Source organism: candidate division WOR-3 bacterium, assembly GCA_013177935.1.
Lineage (GTDB): Bacteria > Hydrothermota > Tepidihabitantia > Tepidihabitantales > Tepidihabitantaceae > Tepidihabitans.
This window is the reverse complement of the sequence record JABLXZ010000001.1, coordinates 98,222-113,175: the sequence shown is the minus strand read 5'-3', so window position 1 is coordinate 113,175 and position 14,954 is coordinate 98,222. Positions and strand designations below refer to the sequence as shown.

The 14,954-nt window shown below is 49.9% G+C and carries 22 protein-coding genes and 2 tRNA genes; 3 read left to right on the top strand and 21 right to left on the bottom strand.

The genetic code is table 11. The features are described from left to right. Nucleotides 1-4: 4 nt before the first annotated feature. The gene (locus HPY86_00580) at nt 5-880 is read right to left on the bottom strand and encodes a hypothetical protein (GenBank protein ID NPV13418.1); all 876 of its coding nucleotides are present in this window, start codon (nt 878-880) and stop codon (nt 5-7) included. Between the two features lie 193 nt (nt 881-1,073). On the opposite strand from HPY86_00580, the gene HPY86_00575 reads away from it, so the two are divergent. Both HPY86_00575 and HPY86_00570 read left to right on the top strand, forming a co-directional pair. Next, on the top strand, nt 1,074-3,020 hold the full coding sequence (locus HPY86_00575) for a tetratricopeptide repeat protein (GenBank protein NPV13417.1): 1,947 nt from the start codon (nt 1,074-1,076) through the stop codon (nt 3,018-3,020). 177 nt (nt 3,021-3,197) lie between these two features. Further along, nucleotides 3,198-3,271 (top strand) — tRNA-Val (locus HPY86_00570). Between the two features lie 37 nt (nt 3,272-3,308). Here the strand turns inward: HPY86_00570 and HPY86_00565 are convergent. From HPY86_00565 to gap, 7 genes are all read right to left on the bottom strand, one after another. After that, nucleotides 3,309-3,662: a hypothetical protein gene (locus HPY86_00565; GenBank protein NPV13416.1), complete on the bottom strand. Its 354-nt coding sequence runs from the start codon at nt 3,660-3,662 to the stop codon at nt 3,309-3,311. 111 nt (nt 3,663-3,773) lie between these two features. Then, the gene (locus tag HPY86_00560) at nt 3,774-4,631 is read right to left on the bottom strand and encodes a hypothetical protein (GenBank protein NPV13415.1); all 858 of its coding nucleotides are present in this window, start codon (nt 4,629-4,631) and stop codon (nt 3,774-3,776) included. Between the two features lie 36 nt (nt 4,632-4,667). Further along, nucleotides 4,668-4,973, bottom strand: coding sequence for a 50S ribosomal protein L21 (gene rplU, locus HPY86_00555; GenBank protein NPV13414.1), 306 nt, complete (start codon nt 4,971-4,973; stop codon nt 4,668-4,670). After that, nucleotides 4,942-5,286: a preprotein translocase subunit SecG gene (gene secG, locus HPY86_00550; protein ID NPV13413.1), complete on the bottom strand. Its 345-nt coding sequence runs from the start codon at nt 5,284-5,286 to the stop codon at nt 4,942-4,944. The genes rplU and secG overlap by 32 nt, the downstream gene beginning before the upstream one ends. A gap of 65 nt (nt 5,287-5,351) precedes the next feature. Next, nucleotides 5,352-6,122, bottom strand: coding sequence for a triose-phosphate isomerase (locus HPY86_00545; protein NPV13412.1), 771 nt, complete (start codon nt 6,120-6,122; stop codon nt 5,352-5,354). Further along, nucleotides 6,119-7,300 carry a phosphoglycerate kinase gene (locus HPY86_00540; protein ID NPV13411.1) on the bottom strand — a complete coding sequence of 394 codons (1,182 nt, stop codon included), beginning with the start codon at nt 7,298-7,300 and terminating at the stop codon, nt 6,119-6,121. The genes HPY86_00545 and HPY86_00540 overlap by 4 nt, the downstream gene beginning before the upstream one ends. After that, the gene (gap, locus tag HPY86_00535; protein NPV13410.1) at nt 7,300-8,313 is read right to left on the bottom strand and encodes a type I glyceraldehyde-3-phosphate dehydrogenase; all 1,014 of its coding nucleotides are present in this window, start codon (nt 8,311-8,313) and stop codon (nt 7,300-7,302) included. The genes HPY86_00540 and gap overlap by 1 nt, the downstream gene beginning before the upstream one ends. 151 nt (nt 8,314-8,464) lie before the next feature. On the opposite strand from gap, the gene HPY86_00530 reads away from it, so the two are divergent. Further along, nucleotides 8,465-9,508: a ketoacyl-ACP synthase III gene (locus HPY86_00530; protein ID NPV13409.1), complete on the top strand. Its 1,044-nt coding sequence runs from the start codon at nt 8,465-8,467 to the stop codon at nt 9,506-9,508. Nucleotides 9,509-9,564: 56 nt separating this feature from the next. On the opposite strand, the gene HPY86_00525 is transcribed toward HPY86_00530, so the two are convergent. The 13 genes from HPY86_00525 to rplV all read right to left on the bottom strand — a co-directional run bounded on the left by HPY86_00525 (nt 9,565) and on the right by rplV (nt 14,951). Beyond that, nucleotides 9,565-10,545, bottom strand: a complete 981-nt coding sequence (locus tag HPY86_00525) for a ketoacyl-ACP synthase III (protein ID NPV13408.1) — start codon at nt 10,543-10,545, stop codon at nt 9,565-9,567. A 26-nt stretch (nt 10,546-10,571) separates the two neighbouring features. After that, nucleotides 10,572-10,646, bottom strand: a tRNA-Glu gene (locus HPY86_00520). Nucleotides 10,647-10,698: 52 nt separating this feature from the next. Next, a complete protein-coding gene (gene rplF, locus HPY86_00515; protein NPV13407.1) occupies nt 10,699-11,268 on the bottom strand; it encodes a 50S ribosomal protein L6 in 570 nt (189 codons plus the stop codon). A 3-nt stretch (nt 11,269-11,271) separates the two neighbouring features. Then, nucleotides 11,272-11,667, bottom strand: coding sequence for a 30S ribosomal protein S8 (gene rpsH, locus HPY86_00510; protein NPV13406.1), 396 nt, complete (start codon nt 11,665-11,667; stop codon nt 11,272-11,274). Between the two features lie 5 nt (nt 11,668-11,672). Next, nucleotides 11,673-11,858, bottom strand: coding sequence for a type Z 30S ribosomal protein S14 (locus HPY86_00505; protein ID NPV13405.1), 186 nt, complete (start codon nt 11,856-11,858; stop codon nt 11,673-11,675). A 1-nt stretch (nt 11,859) separates the two neighbouring features. Next, nucleotides 11,860-12,405 carry a 50S ribosomal protein L5 gene (rplE, locus tag HPY86_00500; protein ID NPV13404.1) on the bottom strand — a complete coding sequence of 182 codons (546 nt, stop codon included), beginning with the start codon at nt 12,403-12,405 and terminating at the stop codon, nt 11,860-11,862. Further along, nucleotides 12,405-12,728 carry a 50S ribosomal protein L24 gene (rplX, locus tag HPY86_00495; protein ID NPV13403.1) on the bottom strand — a complete coding sequence of 108 codons (324 nt, stop codon included), beginning with the start codon at nt 12,726-12,728 and terminating at the stop codon, nt 12,405-12,407. The genes rplE and rplX overlap by 1 nt, the downstream gene beginning before the upstream one ends. A 1-nt stretch (nt 12,729) precedes the next feature. Next, nucleotides 12,730-13,098, bottom strand: coding sequence for a 50S ribosomal protein L14 (gene rplN / locus HPY86_00490; protein ID NPV13402.1), 369 nt, complete (start codon nt 13,096-13,098; stop codon nt 12,730-12,732). Beyond that, nucleotides 13,095-13,334 (bottom strand): 30S ribosomal protein S17, encoded by a 240-nt coding sequence (gene rpsQ / locus HPY86_00485; protein ID NPV13401.1) that lies wholly within the window; start codon nt 13,332-13,334, stop codon nt 13,095-13,097. The genes rplN and rpsQ overlap by 4 nt, the downstream gene beginning before the upstream one ends. After that, nucleotides 13,327-13,536: a 50S ribosomal protein L29 gene (gene rpmC, locus HPY86_00480; protein ID NPV13400.1), complete on the bottom strand. Its 210-nt coding sequence runs from the start codon at nt 13,534-13,536 to the stop codon at nt 13,327-13,329. Before rpmC ends, rpsQ begins: the two co-directional genes overlap by 8 nt. Next, nucleotides 13,523-13,951 (bottom strand): 50S ribosomal protein L16, encoded by a 429-nt coding sequence (gene rplP, locus HPY86_00475; GenBank protein NPV13399.1) that lies wholly within the window; start codon nt 13,949-13,951, stop codon nt 13,523-13,525. Before rplP ends, rpmC begins: the two co-directional genes overlap by 14 nt. 3 nt (nt 13,952-13,954) lie before the next feature. Beyond that, nucleotides 13,955-14,593: a 30S ribosomal protein S3 gene (gene rpsC, locus HPY86_00470; protein ID NPV13398.1), complete on the bottom strand. Its 639-nt coding sequence runs from the start codon at nt 14,591-14,593 to the stop codon at nt 13,955-13,957. Between the two features lies 1 nt (nt 14,594). Continuing rightward, nucleotides 14,595-14,951: a 50S ribosomal protein L22 gene (gene rplV, locus HPY86_00465; protein NPV13397.1), complete on the bottom strand. Its 357-nt coding sequence runs from the start codon at nt 14,949-14,951 to the stop codon at nt 14,595-14,597. Nucleotides 14,952-14,954: the final 3 nt, after the last annotated feature.

Sequence of the window (14,954 nt, the reverse complement as noted above, 5' to 3'; positions counted from 1 at the left end):
GCATTTATCTGCCGGGAAACAGCCCGTTTTCCTGCTCCGCCTCATTCCCGGGCAAACCGGAAAGCGCTGGCAAACGATAAAAAATCAACCGGTTCCCCTTATCCAGAATCACTAATTGCCCACCCGTGACTGCGCATCCCTGCGGTGCTACCGACCCGCTCAACTCATAACCCTTTAACTTATCAGCCTCACCCAGCCACAAGACCGGTTCGCCGCTTTTTAATACCAGCGCCCGACCCAACTTATCAGCACATAGTATATCAACACCAGAAGGAACCTTTACCATCCCAACCACAATTCCCGCCCGATTTACCTTAACAAGCCGGTCCGACGCGCTTAAGATACCAAAAACCCCGTCCGGAAAATTTGCCATTGCCCCGGGTTGCGGCAAATCAACCTTGTCCAGAAAAACCCGACTCTCGCCAAAAAGGGTCTTCAATAACACCAACTGCCGCTCCCGGTCACTCACCAGAACCTCTCCTGGAGCATAGCCCGCCAATCCGGCAACCCGTACATTACTCAAAATTCCCTGCATTGTTAGTTTATCTTTTGCCAGACGGTAAAGAACATTATCGTCATAGACATAAATGTAATATCGGTCAGCACCAATTCCCCTTGGCGGCACCAGCCTTATATTCAACGGTAATGTCTCGACCCGGCTGAAACCGGTGTCAATTACGAGAACCCGCGTTCCAGAAGCACTCAACAGAAGTAACCGCCCCCCATCGGCACAAATTGCAACCGCATCTTCGCTTAGCTCTTTAACTGTTATCGGTTCCAGCAACGCGTCCGGCTTAAACGGCTCAACCTTACCGGTTCCCCGACATCCTGTTATAACTGTCGCCCAGCCCAAAGTTAGCGCAATAATCCAATGTTTCACCCCTTATTGTCGCTGGTTAATCCCCTTCTGTCAAATTTAGGCATCTTATTCCACTTCCCATTCAAGAACTTAAACACGCCCGAGCAAACCTTTTGCCGCAATCAAAACAAACCATCAAGGGGAAGAAGCTAACAAACACTCAAAACCGCTCGGCATCATTTGCCATTTAAGTTTTGCCCATTATCATTTACCGATGGAAATTGTTTTATTTGTTTTAACCATGCTGGTCATTACCGCCGCTGGCGTAATTCTACTGTTAGTGAGGAAACAAACCCGCCTGCGCCACAAACTCCTCCTCCTTGAACAAGAGTTGTCTTTGATTGAACGAACCGCCTTCCGTAATTACTACACCCGCCTTAATCAATTTGGTCGCCGCCTCGGCATCGTTTATATTGACGGTCTGACTCACACAAATAAAGCAGAAGTCGCCCGTCTTTTCGAAGCCGGTATGAAAATGGCAGAGCGCAGGGTATGGGATAAAGCCCTAAATCGCTGGGAAGAAGCAAAAAAGGAAGCAGCAGGAACCGAACTTGTTGCCCTTCATCTACTCTGTGGTGGTTGCCAGTTTTTTAACCGGAAACTCGAACTTGCCGAACAGGAGTTTATCCAGGCACTCAACATCGCCCGCAAACTCGGCTCAATTAGCGCAACCGCTGCGGCCTGTTTTCTCGCTGCCCGAATCGCCCGGGAAAAAAATGACCTGTCAAAAGCTCAGACATTGTTAAAAGAGACAATTCGCCTCAGCCGTTTGATAAAATATGCTGATTGGGAAGCGCGCGCCCTTATCAACCTTGCGGAAATCTTAGCACAAAAAAACCAAATTGAAGCAGCACTTGAACACCACCGCACCGCCCTTCGCTTACTGGAAAGTATCGGTGACCACCGGGCTGCGGTGGCGCAGTATACCGCAATCGGTGACCTACTTTTCACCCGGGGTGAACTGGACCGGGCGCGGGCTGCCTACGAAGATGGCTTGCATATGTCACGCCAGTTTCGCAACCGACTGGGTGAAGCCGAGCATCTCACCGCCATCGGCACAATCCATCGTGCACAACAGGACTACAAACGTGCCATCGATGCCCTTGACCGGGCGTTGCAAATTTACCGTGACCTCAATTACCTGCGCGGCCAGGCACGGACCCTCTACGAACTGGGTTTGACTCATGAGCATACCGATTCCATTGACATCGCCCGGGAATTTTTTGAACAGGGGCTCAGTTTTGCCCGAAAAGTCAACGACCGTAAACTCATCAGTCGCAATCTCATCGGGCTTGCCGTCAACTGTATTATGCACCAAAATTATCAACGCGCTCGAGCGCTTATCGATGAAGCGATAATGCTCGACCGCGAACCGAACCGGGAAAAAGAACTGGCGGGCGACCTTATCCTCTCCGGTCGTCTCTGGGTTCTGCAAAATGAACCGTCCCAAGGAATCGTTCAACTTGAAGAAGCCCGGGAATTAAGCCGGCGCAGCGCCGACATCCGGCACGAGATAAAGGCACTTCTTGAACTCTGCCGTGCTTACCGAATCTCAGGAGACAGGAAAAAAGCCCGTGCCGCGCTCGAACAACTCATTGAGTTAACCCACCGCTCCGGAGACAAGGCGACCCTTGCTGATGCTATTGCCGAGCAGGGTTTAATTAAATTCCTGGAAGGAAACTGGCAGGAGGCGTTAAAAGATTTTAGCGACGCCTTAAGTAGACACCAGAGTCTAATGAACCGTTCGGCAACAATTGATGACCTTTACCACATCGGCCTGGTACTACATAAACAAAATCAACCGGCACAGGCTAAGGAACGCCTGGAAGAGGCGTTAAATTTGAATCGCCAGTTGCACGACAATCGGCGCGAAGCAAACATCCGCCGTGCTTTAGCCGATGTCTTTTATTCCCTCAACGATGGGTCCGGTGCAAAACAGTACCTCCTTCAAGCGTTAGAACTTTTTCGCCTTCTCAACGACCCGCAGGGCGAAGCCGACTGTCTTGTAAAACTGGGAGAGTTTCTTGCCATATCCCAACCCAATGAAGCACAATCCAATCTTGAACAAGCACTGAGAATCTATCAGAGAATAAAAGACGAAAAAGGAATTCAAACCACAACCGCTATGCTCAAAAATATCTCAATCCAGTCAACGATTTAATTCAGATCCTGCTAAGTTTGGCGAAAATAGTTGGCAACTGAAATGGTTATTAAACTGAGATTATCTACGATACAACCGTCCATTTGGGTATGGGTAAACCGGGCCTTCTACCCGTGAGATTTCGTTTATTTAAAACTTGACTACGATATAGAGTTCGTTAAACTACAAACAGATTTAGGGCGATTAGCTCAGCTGGTTAGAGCGCTGGTCTCACATACCAGAGGTCACCCGTTCGATTCGGGTATCGCCCATTAATTTTTAAAGAGTTCCTCTGCTTATCTCTGTACTTTACTTGCGCCCCGAAGACTTCTTGCCCTTAGCTTCACCCCGTGCCAGTCGGATGACTTCCCGCACATGATACTCGCTGACACCGTATTTTTTAGCAATTGCATTTAAGGAAGCACCGGCTTCATGCATCTTAACCATCGCCGCGCGCTGCGCTTTGGATATCGTGCGGTGCCAGGCAACAACCCGACGACCAGGTTTAATCTTCATCCGTGGCACAAGTTGACGGATTCGCTCTCGAGAAACACCGACCGCCCGAGCGAGTTCCGCCTGGGTCATACTGGCAACCTTTTTACCCAGTTTTTCGATCTTTTGGATTGCAGTGAGTGCCATACCTTTCTCCTTTTTAGCCTTCATATTTTCTCACCCTCTCTTTCTGGTTTCTTAACTTTAAAACTGGCGGAAAAGTTTCCAGCTCTCTTCCGCCCCGTTGGTCTAAAACTCCTTTATTCAACTTCCTTAACTCCCTTACCGATTTAGAATAAATTTCCGCGTTTGCGCTTTTACAGCATCCCCTTCCAGTACAACAAAGTAAACCCCCTGAGGTAGCCGTCTCCCATTTTCGTCCCTGCCATCCCAGTAGAAGTTATAACTACCGGAAACAAGTCTACCGCGCCACACTTCGCTACACTTAAGCCCAATCAAATTGTAGACATTTAACCTGCCATTTACTGTTCTATCGATAGTCAACTTAATTTCGACCTTTTCGTTTCCCATCGGAAGAGTATTAAGTAATGCACCGCGCTGACCACTCGTACCCTCTTCCGAAACCGCCCCAGAACCCTGGTCAAACTCCACATCATCAACATATACCACACCACCGGCCGGACTCCCGGTAAATCCGTACACCCGTAGCAAGCATTTGGCTAAAACAGCGCTGTCGGGAGCGGTATCGGTCTTAACCAAACGCTGCCAGGTGTGAATTGCAGAATCGGTATATGCTACCGTTGTGCTGTTAATTGCACTTGAATCTTCCCGACACCAAGTAATCACAATTCCGCCCCGGGCGTTGACATCATCATCAAAATACCAGGCACTCAGGGTGTAAATAGTGCCCGGGGTTACTGGAATGAACTGCTTTAAGCCGTAATTGTTTCCGGTTCCGGTCACCAACCTTGTTATCCGGCAGGCGTAAGGTGCCGAATGTATCGTATCAGCACACCGCTCGATTTTTGCCTTGGTACTGTCTTCAACAATCCAACCGTCCGGCTGAGTCGGACTTACCCAGGATGAGAAATCGCCATTTTCCAGCAAATTCGCCCTGATAGTACCACTTCCGATAATTAAGATACCCAGCATCACCAATCCCAGCAAGTTTTTTCTCATAACCTCCTCCTGCACTTTATGGCAATTGCCCATCCCTTATTTCTCATAACCAATCTTGGTAATCTTCACCCGGGTTAACGGTTGTCGATGACCTTTCTTGCGCCGGTAATTCTCCCGACGGATGAACTTATAAACGGTCACCTTCTCACCCCGACGGTGCTCAATGATATTACCCTCAACATAAGCATTGGTAACATTGGGTCTACCAATTATTGCTTGGTCTTCAGTGCGGACCATCAAAACATCATCGAATCGCACCGGACTACCCGGTTCTCCTTCCAGACGAGGTACTGTTACAACCTCCCCTGGTTTAACAAGGTATTGAAAACCTGCTATTTTCACTACTGCGTACATCTTTCTTCTCCAGTTGAGTAACTTTTACTACTTCGCTATCGGACTTCACCGAAGTTCGATTCGCTCCCGCCTTGATTCTTCGGGCGCCAACCAAAACCAGTCCAAGTGAAGTCAACATAAACGCCACCGCCAGCGCCGATGTTATCTTCGCCATAAACGGTGCCGCACCACCACCCCCAAATATCGACTCACCACCACCGAGTATCGTTCCCAGTCCACCTTTCTGAGGCTGTTGGATTAAAACCACCAGCACCAAAAGGACCGCGACTAAAAGATGCAGAAAAATCAGTACTCCATACATATTCTTTTACTCCTTATCAGTAGATTATCAGAATCAACAGTAAAGTCAAGAGTGAATGTATCATCTCACTTTACCCTGCCGTAGTTGACAATACGAACGAAACTTTCCAAATCAAGACTTGCGCCACCCACGAGCACGCCGTCAACCTCTGGCTGCGCCATTAAACTGTCAATATTTGCCGGCTTTACACTTCCGCCATAAATGATTCTAATGCCACCTGTTGCCTTTTCGTACCGCTCACCAAGCCAGCGCCGGATAAAACTGTGAACCTCACCAATCTGGTCTCCGGTGGCATTTTTCCCGGTGCCAATCGCCCAGACCGGCTCGTAGGCGATGTCGAAACTTGCATCCGCCGCCACACCGCTAAGTCCCGCGGTCAACTGTTTCTTAATCACATCGGTAGTTTCCCCCGCCTCGCGCTCCTGTAATGTCTCACCACAGCAGAGGATTGGTCTAATCCCGTAACGTAATGCCGCAGCCACTTTAAGACGGCACATCTCATCAGTCTCGCCCAACAGATGACGCCGTTCCGAATGCCCAACAATCACATACCGACATCCCAGCTCAGCAAGAAATGCCGGAGAAACCTCGCCGGTAAATGCACCCTCTGCCTCCCAGAACACATCCTGCGCTCCGTAACTTATCGTGCTGGCAACCTCCTGTAACACCTGGGCAACGGTCGGGATTGAGGTAAATGGCGGAAAAACAACTACCTCTCGGTCCTTTACATTTCCCACTTTTTGAGAAAGCAATCGGATGAACTCACCCGCCTCGCGGGCACCTTTATACATTTTCCAATTACCCGCCACCAACGGCGGGAGTGTTTTCTCGCTCATTTTTTATCGCTCAGTACCGCAACCCCGGGCAAAATCTTCCCCTCCAAAAACTCCAATGTCGCACCACCGCCGGTAGATATGTGACTGATCATGTTTTCAACACCCGCCATTTTTACAGCCGCAACCGTATCACCGCCCCCAACAACCGTTACCGCCCCTCGTTTTGTTACCTCTGCTAACACTCGAGCAATCGCCACCGTTCCCCGACTGAACTCCGGTTTTTCAAACATCCCCATTGGACCCGCCCAAACTACGGTCCGCGCTTCGCTTAATATCTTCGTCCATAAGTTAACCGTTTCGTCGCCGATATCTAACCCAATCCCGTCCTGCGGTATTTCAGTCACCTTTACCTGTACACCCTTTTCTACATCAGAAGGTAGTGCCACTCGTACATCAACTGGCAGAACAATTCGCTTGTCATTAACTAAATTCTTGGTTTCAGCCATAAGGTCTTCATTATATATAGATTTACCGATATTTAAACCACGTGCCTTCAGAAAGTTAAAAGCCACACCGCCGCCAATTAATAACTTGTCCACCATTGGCAGTAAGTTCTTTATTACCCCCGCCTTATCCGAAATTTTCGCCCCGCCAATCATAACAACAAATGGACGCTCTGGTGACTTGAGAACTCTACCCAGATATTCAAGCTCCTTCTCCATCAAAAAACCGGCGGCGGGCTGAGCAAAAAATTTCGCCATACCAACCGTTGATGCATGAGCACGGTGTGCCGTGCCAAAGGCATCATTGACATAAAGATCAACCAGTGCCGCCAGACTCTTGGCAAAAACCGGGTCGTTTTTCTCCTCTTCCGGATGAAACCGCAGATTTTCCAGCAACACCACCGAACCGGGCGGAACCGTTTTTAGTAGTTTAACAACCTCAGGACCAACGCATTCCGGTGCAAAATATACCGTCTGCCTCAACAAGGTCTCAAAATGCAGTGCCACCGGTCGCAAAGTAAATTTCGGGTCAGGCTTCCCTTTTGGCTTTCCCAGATGAGACCCGAGCACAACAGTAGCTCCCGCCTCCAGAAGCCAGCGGACGGTCGGCAGCGCCGCCCGGATTCTGGTATCATCGGCAATATTGCCCGCACCATCAAACGGGACATTGAAGTCGACCCTAACAAAAACCCGCTTCCCGGCAACCGGCAGGTCACGCACCGTAACTTTTTCCATTACATCCTCTCGGCAATAAAATCAATCAAATCCACCAACCGGCAGGCATAGCCGAATTCGTTATCGTACCAGGCATAAACTTTAACCAGGTTACCGTCAACAACCGAAGTCAAGCCGGCATCAAAAATCGCCGAGTGAGGATTACCAACCAGGTCAACCGAAACCAGTGGCGCGGTAAGATATTCCAGAATCCCCTTCAGTTTGCCTTCAGCCGCCTCCCGGAACGCCTGGTTAACTTCGTCAACCGTCGTCTTTTTTTCTACAACACAGGCCAGGTCAACAATCGACACATCCGGCGTCGGAACTCGAATCGCCATCCCATCGATTTTACCCTTCAGCTCGGGGAAAATTACCCCGATTAACTTTGCTGCTCCGGTCGAAGTCGGTATCATTGACAGTGCGGCTGCCCTTGCCCGCCGCAAATCAGAATGGGGCAAATCAAGAATCCTCTGGTCATTAGTGTAAGCGTGAACTGTCGTCATATACCCTTGTTTTATCGTGAATCGCTCATGCAGCACCTTGGCGACGGGCACAACACAATTGGTAGTACAGGACGCATTGGATATAATATTATCTTCTGCTGGGTTATACGAATCTTGATTCACGCCCATTACGATTGACTTAACCCCTTCACCTTTGGGCGGAGCAGAAATTACCACCTTGCGCGCACCCGCTTGCAAATGGCCACACGCCTTTTCGTAACTCCGAAAGAGTCCGGTTGATTCCAGCACAATATCTACCGCCTGTTCACGCCAGGGTAATTCGGCTGGGGACTTAATCGCGGTTACCTTTGCCCGCCTCCCGGCAATGACCAATTCATCCCCTTCGCACACCACATCCTCTTTAAACATACCGTGCACCGAATCGTATTTTAAGAGATGGGCCAGCGTTGCCGCATCGGTAACATCATTAACTCCAACAAGTTCGATTCTCGGATGACGGGCTACCAGCCGGCTAACCAAACGACCAATTCGTCCATAACCATTGATGCCCAATCTAACTTTTTGCGCCATAAAACCACCTTTCTTTAAAATTTGCTGATGATTAAATAATATTAGTAACCGATGTTGCCTCGTCAAGATTTTCTTTACGAATTTCTCGTGCGCAATTCCTGCTTAAACATTTATTGACTTAATAAAAAAAATACCTAAAATAGTTAATAATATGAATTATACTGTTACTTCCCCCCGGTCAATTGTCGACGACGCCGACCATCAACCGACATTGTACTCGGCTATCCTTACTGGTACCGGCTTTGCGGTCCCAGAACGCATCCTGACCAATGACGACTTAGAGAAAATTCTTGACACATCAGACGAATGGATTACGGAGCGTACCGGGATGAAAGAACGCAGAATCGCTAAACCGGAAGAAGCCGCTTCCGACTTTGCCCTGCGGGCTGCCCAGCAGGCACTCACTGATGCCCGACTCAAACCCGAGGAAATCGACCTGATTATTGTCGCAACGGTAACCGGTGACATGCCTTTTCCTTCGACCGCTTGCATCCTCCACCATAAACTGGGAGCGGCCAATGCCGCGGCTATGGACATCGCTGCCGGTTGCTCGGGTTTTATCTACGCCCTTACTACTGCCCGCCAATTCATCGCTACCGGTGCCTATCGCACCGTCCTGGTTGTTGGTGTTGAAGTCCTGTCGAAAATCACCGACTGGACGGACCGCAGTACCGCAGTTCTGCTTGCCGACGGCGCCGGCGCCGCAATACTACAAGCATCCACCGAAAAAGAGCGCGGCATTATTGCCACCTATCTCGGTGCCGACGGTTCTCACGGCAAAGACCTCTATATGCCGGCTGGAGGTTCAGCAATTCCCGCTTCGGTCGAATCGGTCCAGCAGCGGCTGCATTACTTGAAGATGAATGGCAGCGCAATTTTCAAAATCGCTGTCCGTTCCATGGCGGATGTAGTCCGACGCCTGCTTGAGAAAACAAAGTTACAAGCCGAAGAAATCAAACTTATTATTCCCCATCAGGCTAACCTCAGAATCATCGAAGCGATGGCAAAACTCCTCAACTTCCCGATGGAAAAGGTTTTCGTCAACATTCAGAAATATGCCAACACCTCTTCGGCATCAACAATCATTGCCCTTGACGAAGCACGTAAAAACAATCTTATTGGTCCGGGTGACCGGGCAATTCTTGTTGCCTTTGGTGCCGGTTTGACCTGGGGTGGCGCCTTGGTCCGTTTCTAACTCTGATAATCTGGAAAAGACCGACCGAAATTAACTGAAATTCTATTTATTGGGTTTTACCAGCGCAACGCGGCTGCTGCCCAGGTAAAACCGGTGCCAAAAGCGGTCAAAAGTAGAATATCGCCGTCTTGAATTCGCCCCTGCCTCCACGCCTCATCAATCGCCACCGGAATCGTTGCCGCTGACATATTCCCATAACGGTCAAGAACGACAAACATCTTCTCAACTGGTATCCCGGTTCGCTCGCGCGCTGCCTCCATAATTCTCATATTTGCCTGATGCGGTATAAAAAGTTTAACATCCTGAGCGCTGATACCGGCTTCGGAAAGTGCCTTCAATGCTGCCCCGCCCATTGCCCGCACCGCATGCTTAAAAACCTGATTGCCCTCCATATGAACGGTGTGCGCCATTTCCCTGAGCGTCTTTTCACTGGTCGGGAGCCTTGTACCACCGGCGGGCTGATAAAGCAATGGCGCAAGATTCCCATCGCAACCCCAGTTGGACGACAGAATTCCTGATTTACCGTCACCAGGTACTACGATGGCAACACCCGCACCATCGCCAAATAGCACACAGGTTGCTCGGTCCTTCCAGTTAACTACTTTCGACATCACCTCACCGCCCGCAACCGCAACCTTCCGGGCTGTGCCGGCAACAATCAAATTAGCTGCCACCTCAAGCGCAAAAAGAAAACCGGAACAGCCCGCACTGATATCAAATGCCGCACTGCCAGCAATTCCCAATCGCTTCTGGACCCAGCAGGCGGTTGCGGGATAAACGGTATCCGGGGTACTGGTCGCAACAATAATCGTATCAAGGTCCGAAGGCTTCAATCCGGCTTGAGCACAAGCCCTTTCGGTCGCTACCGCAACAAGGTCAGATGTTGCGGTATTCTCGTCGGCAATCCGTCGTTCTCGAATCCCAGTACGTTCTACAATCCAGGCATCGCTTGTGTCCACCATCTTTTCAAGGTCAAAATTAGTGAGAACCTTTTCCGGTAATGCGCTGCCCGTGCCGACAATTTTAATTGATTTCATTCCAGGTAGTTAGTTCAATATTAAAATAGCCCCATGGGGATTTGAACCCCAGTCTTCTGGCTGAGAACCAGACGTCCTGGGCCGGACTAGACGATGGGGCTAACATCTCAATAATATCATTTGCTGAAATCCGGTCAACTATTAAGAAATGACTTAACCCTGGGCTGCGACCGCCCGCTTCCCCGCCTTTTTCCGCACCCATTCCCCTCGATACCGGAAACCCTTGCCGTGGTACGGGTCTGCTGGTTTTATCGCTCGCATCCGCGCTGCGGTATCTCCGACAACCTGTTTGTCTATCCCCGACACAATAATTTCAAACATCTGCTCTTTTGTATCTTCCGGATTGGGAACCTGGTTAATTTCAACCGATATGCCGGGCGGTATTACAAAATCAACCGGATGAGAAAAGCCACAGTTGAACTGTACACCGGTCTTGGTTTTCTGAGCACGGTAACCCATTCCCCGCAGCTCAACAACCTTTTGATAACCACTGCTCACGCCAACGAGCATATTCCTGAGCAAAGCGCGCATCGTCCCTACATACTTGCGCTCGACTTCGGGGCTCCCCTCAACTACCACCTCGCGATTTTCAACCTTCACTTTCACCCCAGGATAAAGCGAAAGCGTCAAGGAACCCAGTTTACCCTTTACAGTAACCTTATCGGCTTCCGGTTTTACTTCAACACCATCGGGTATTGACAAAGGACGATATGTCTTCGCCATAGTTTACCACACCTTACAAATAAGCTCGCCCCCGATTTTGCGGCGACGGGCTTCTCGGTCGGTGATAATGCCGGCTGGGGTTGAAATTATCGCAACGCCAAGACCTCCCATCACTCGGGGCAGGTCCCGATACCCAACATATATCCGCCGACTCTGTTTTGATACCCTTTCCAGCCCGCGAATTACCGAAGCGCCGTCATCAAGATACTTCAAACTAACAATAATTCGCTTCTTTGGCCCCTCACCCTCAACCCGAAAGTTGCTTATAAACCCTTCTTCGAGCAACACCCGGGCAATCTCATATTTTAACCGGGAGTGGGGAACATTTATCTCTTTCACCCGGGCCGCAATTCCATTACGAATCTGCGTAAGGAAGTCAGAAATCGGATCCAACGCTATCCTCCTTACCAGGTTGCCTTACGCACCCCGGGTATCTCGCCCCGAAGCGCAAGTTCCCGAAAACAAAGCCGACACAATCCAAATTTGCGATAATATGCCCGGGGACGGAAACAAACCTGACAGCGGTTGTGTTTACGCACCTTGAATTTGGGCTCACGCTGTGACTTAACAATCAAACATTTTCTTGCCATATCACTTCCTTTTTGCAAACGGCATACCTAATTCTTCCAGTAAAAACCGTGCCTCATCGTCATGCTTGGCGGTTGTCTGAAAAGTAATTGTCATTCCAAACACCTTTTTCACCTTGGCGACCTCAATTTCCGGGAAAATCACCTGCTCCGTGAGTCCGAGGCTGTAACCGCCGCGGCCATCAAAGGCATCAAGCGGAAAACCCCGGAAGTCTCGAATCTTAGGCGCCGCAAGGTTAAAGAACCGGTCAATAAACTCATACATCCGGTCACCACGCAGGGTCACTTTAACCCCGAGCGGCATACCTTCTCGAATCCGGAATGCCGAAATCGCCCTTTTTGCGAAAGTCCTAACCGGCTTTTGTCCGGTAATCATCGCCAGGTCTTCGGCAATCACATCGAGCACCTTGGAATCCTGCACCGCCTCTTTTGTGGTTACACTAACAACCACCTTGGTAAGTCGCGGTACCTGGTGCTTGTTTTTGTAGCCAAACCGTGCGGTCAGCGCCGGAATGACCTTTTTCAGATAAAGCTCTTTAAGTCTTGGTATCATACATCAATAATCTCTTCACAAACTTTACAAACCCGCACCCTTCTTCCCTCATGCTCGGCGCGTTTCACCTTCGCCCTCTTGCCGCATTTCGGGCAGATGAGCACCAGATTGGAGACATTAATCGGATTGGGCAGGTCAACAATACCACCCGGTTTATCAGGTCCCCGAGTTCGCTGGTGACGCTTTGCCAGGTTAATTCCTTCAACAATCGCCCGGTAACTTTTGCTCTCTTTATGCCACTCGATGCGCAGAATTTTACCCCGGCGACCTCGTTCTTCACCGGTAATTACTTCAACCACATCACCCTTACGCAGTTGCATATCACACCACCTCAGTTGCCAGCGAAATGATTTTGGTAAATTTCCGCTCCCTCAACTCCCTTGCCACCGGACCGAACACCCGTGTCCCTTTGGGTTCACCTTTATCGTCAATCAAGACACAGGCGTTATCGTCAAATCTTATATAGGTACCGTCTTCACGCCGGTACTCTTTTCGTGTCCGGATAACTACCGCTTTATACTTATCCCCGGGCTTTATTGGTCCATTGGGGAGCGCGTCCTTGACAGTAACCAGCACGGTATCGCCCAGCCAGCCGAACTTCCGTTTTGAACCACCATAAATCTTGATAACCATCGCCACCCGGGCACCGGAATTATCGGCAACAGTAAGACGACTATATTCTTGAATCATAACTTCTTCACCACCCGCCACCTTTTTAACTTCGACAAAGGCCTTGTTTCCATAATCATAACCCGGTCGCCTTCCTTGCATTCCGCTCGTTCGTCGTGGGCATACAGTTTTGTCCGCTTCCTAATGTACTTTTTATATTTGGGATGCTGCACCAGCCGCTCGGTTTCAACCACAACCGTCTTCTGCATCTTCGCCGAAATAACCGTGCCTACCACCGTCCGTCGTTCCTTACGCATTACTACCACCTTCCTTCAACTCCTTCTCCTTTAACACGGTAAGACAACGGGCGATTTCCCGTCGGAGAATCCGCAAACGGACTGGATTGGGCAACTGCTCGGTTGCTCGCCGTAGTTTCAACTTAAAAAGTTCATCCCGTAACTCGGCAATCTTTCGGGTCAACTCTTCCTTAGACAACTCGCGCAACTCAGAAGCCTTCATAACTAAACTCCTCACGCTCAACCAATTTCGTCCGGCAGGGCATCTTACTCGCCGCCAGTTTCAAAGCCTCCAGTGCCTCTGCCTTTGGGAGGCCGCCTAATTCAAAGAGAACCCGCCCCGGTTTTACAACACAAACCCACTCTTCGGGCGTTCCTTTTCCTTTACCCATTCTTGACTCCGCCGGCTTTTTAGTAACCGGTTTGTCAGGGAATATCCTAATCCACATCTTTCCGGCTCGCTTGAGAAACTTCGTCAGACACAATCGTGCCGCTTCAATCTGACGGGCGGTTATCCACGACGGTTCCAGCGCAATAAGCCCGTACTCGCCAAAATCTATCCGATTGGCACTTGTCGCCTTACCCTTCATCCGACCGCGCATCGCTTTCCGATACTTAACCCGTTTTGGCATCAACATAGTTTAACTCCCTGCTCTGGGCTGAATATCACCTTTATAAATCCAGACCTTCACGCCGCAGGTTCCGGCAATCGTTTTGGCAACATCCACCGAATAGTCAACATCGGCATTCAATGTCTGTAACGGCACCCGCCCTTCCCGGTACCACTCACTGCGAGCAATCTCCGCACCACCTAACCTTCCTCCCACCATCACCTTAATGCCCAATGCCCCGAGTCGCATCGCCTGGGTTACCGCTCGTTTCATCGCCCGGCGATGGGCAACCCGTTCTTCAAGCTGGCGTGCAATATTCTGGGCAACAAGTTTCGCCTCCAGCTCCGGAACCCGAACCACCTCAACAAGAATATGGACATCCCTACCCACCAGTCGCTTAATCTCCTCGCGGAGCGCCTCCAGTGCCTGTCGCTTCGCACCAAAAACCATTCCGGGCCGCGCGGTATGAATTGTAATCGTTGTTCGGTCCGCGACCCGTCTAATTTCAATGTTGGAAACCATCGCCTCAGCCAACTTCGCCTCAATGTACCGCCGAATTTTATAATCCTCCAGCAAAAAGTCGCGGTATCGTTTCTTCTCAAACCATGCCGACTTCCAGTCTTTCGTTATCCCAAGTCGAAAACCCAGTGGGTGTGTCTTCTGACCCATACTAAGACTTTTCCTCCTTTGTTGCCACCTTCACATAAATATGGCACATCCGGCGCACAAAAACCGAAGCGGTGCCTCTGGGACCGGGCATCAGTCGTTTCATCACATTGGGACCCGGGTCTACTCTTACCTCTTTCACAAACAAATCCTTCTCCTGCAACCGTGCCTTACCCGCCTTATTGATTGCATTGGCAACCGCAGAACGCAGAGTCTTCAAAAGCGCCTGTTTGGAAGGCTTGGCTAAAAATGTGAGCGTTGCCAAAGCGGTCGGTACATCCTTATTCCGGATTAACTCTGCAATCCGATTCATCTTTCTTGCTGAACCACGCTGAAACCTACTGCGCGCAAATGCCTCCATCGC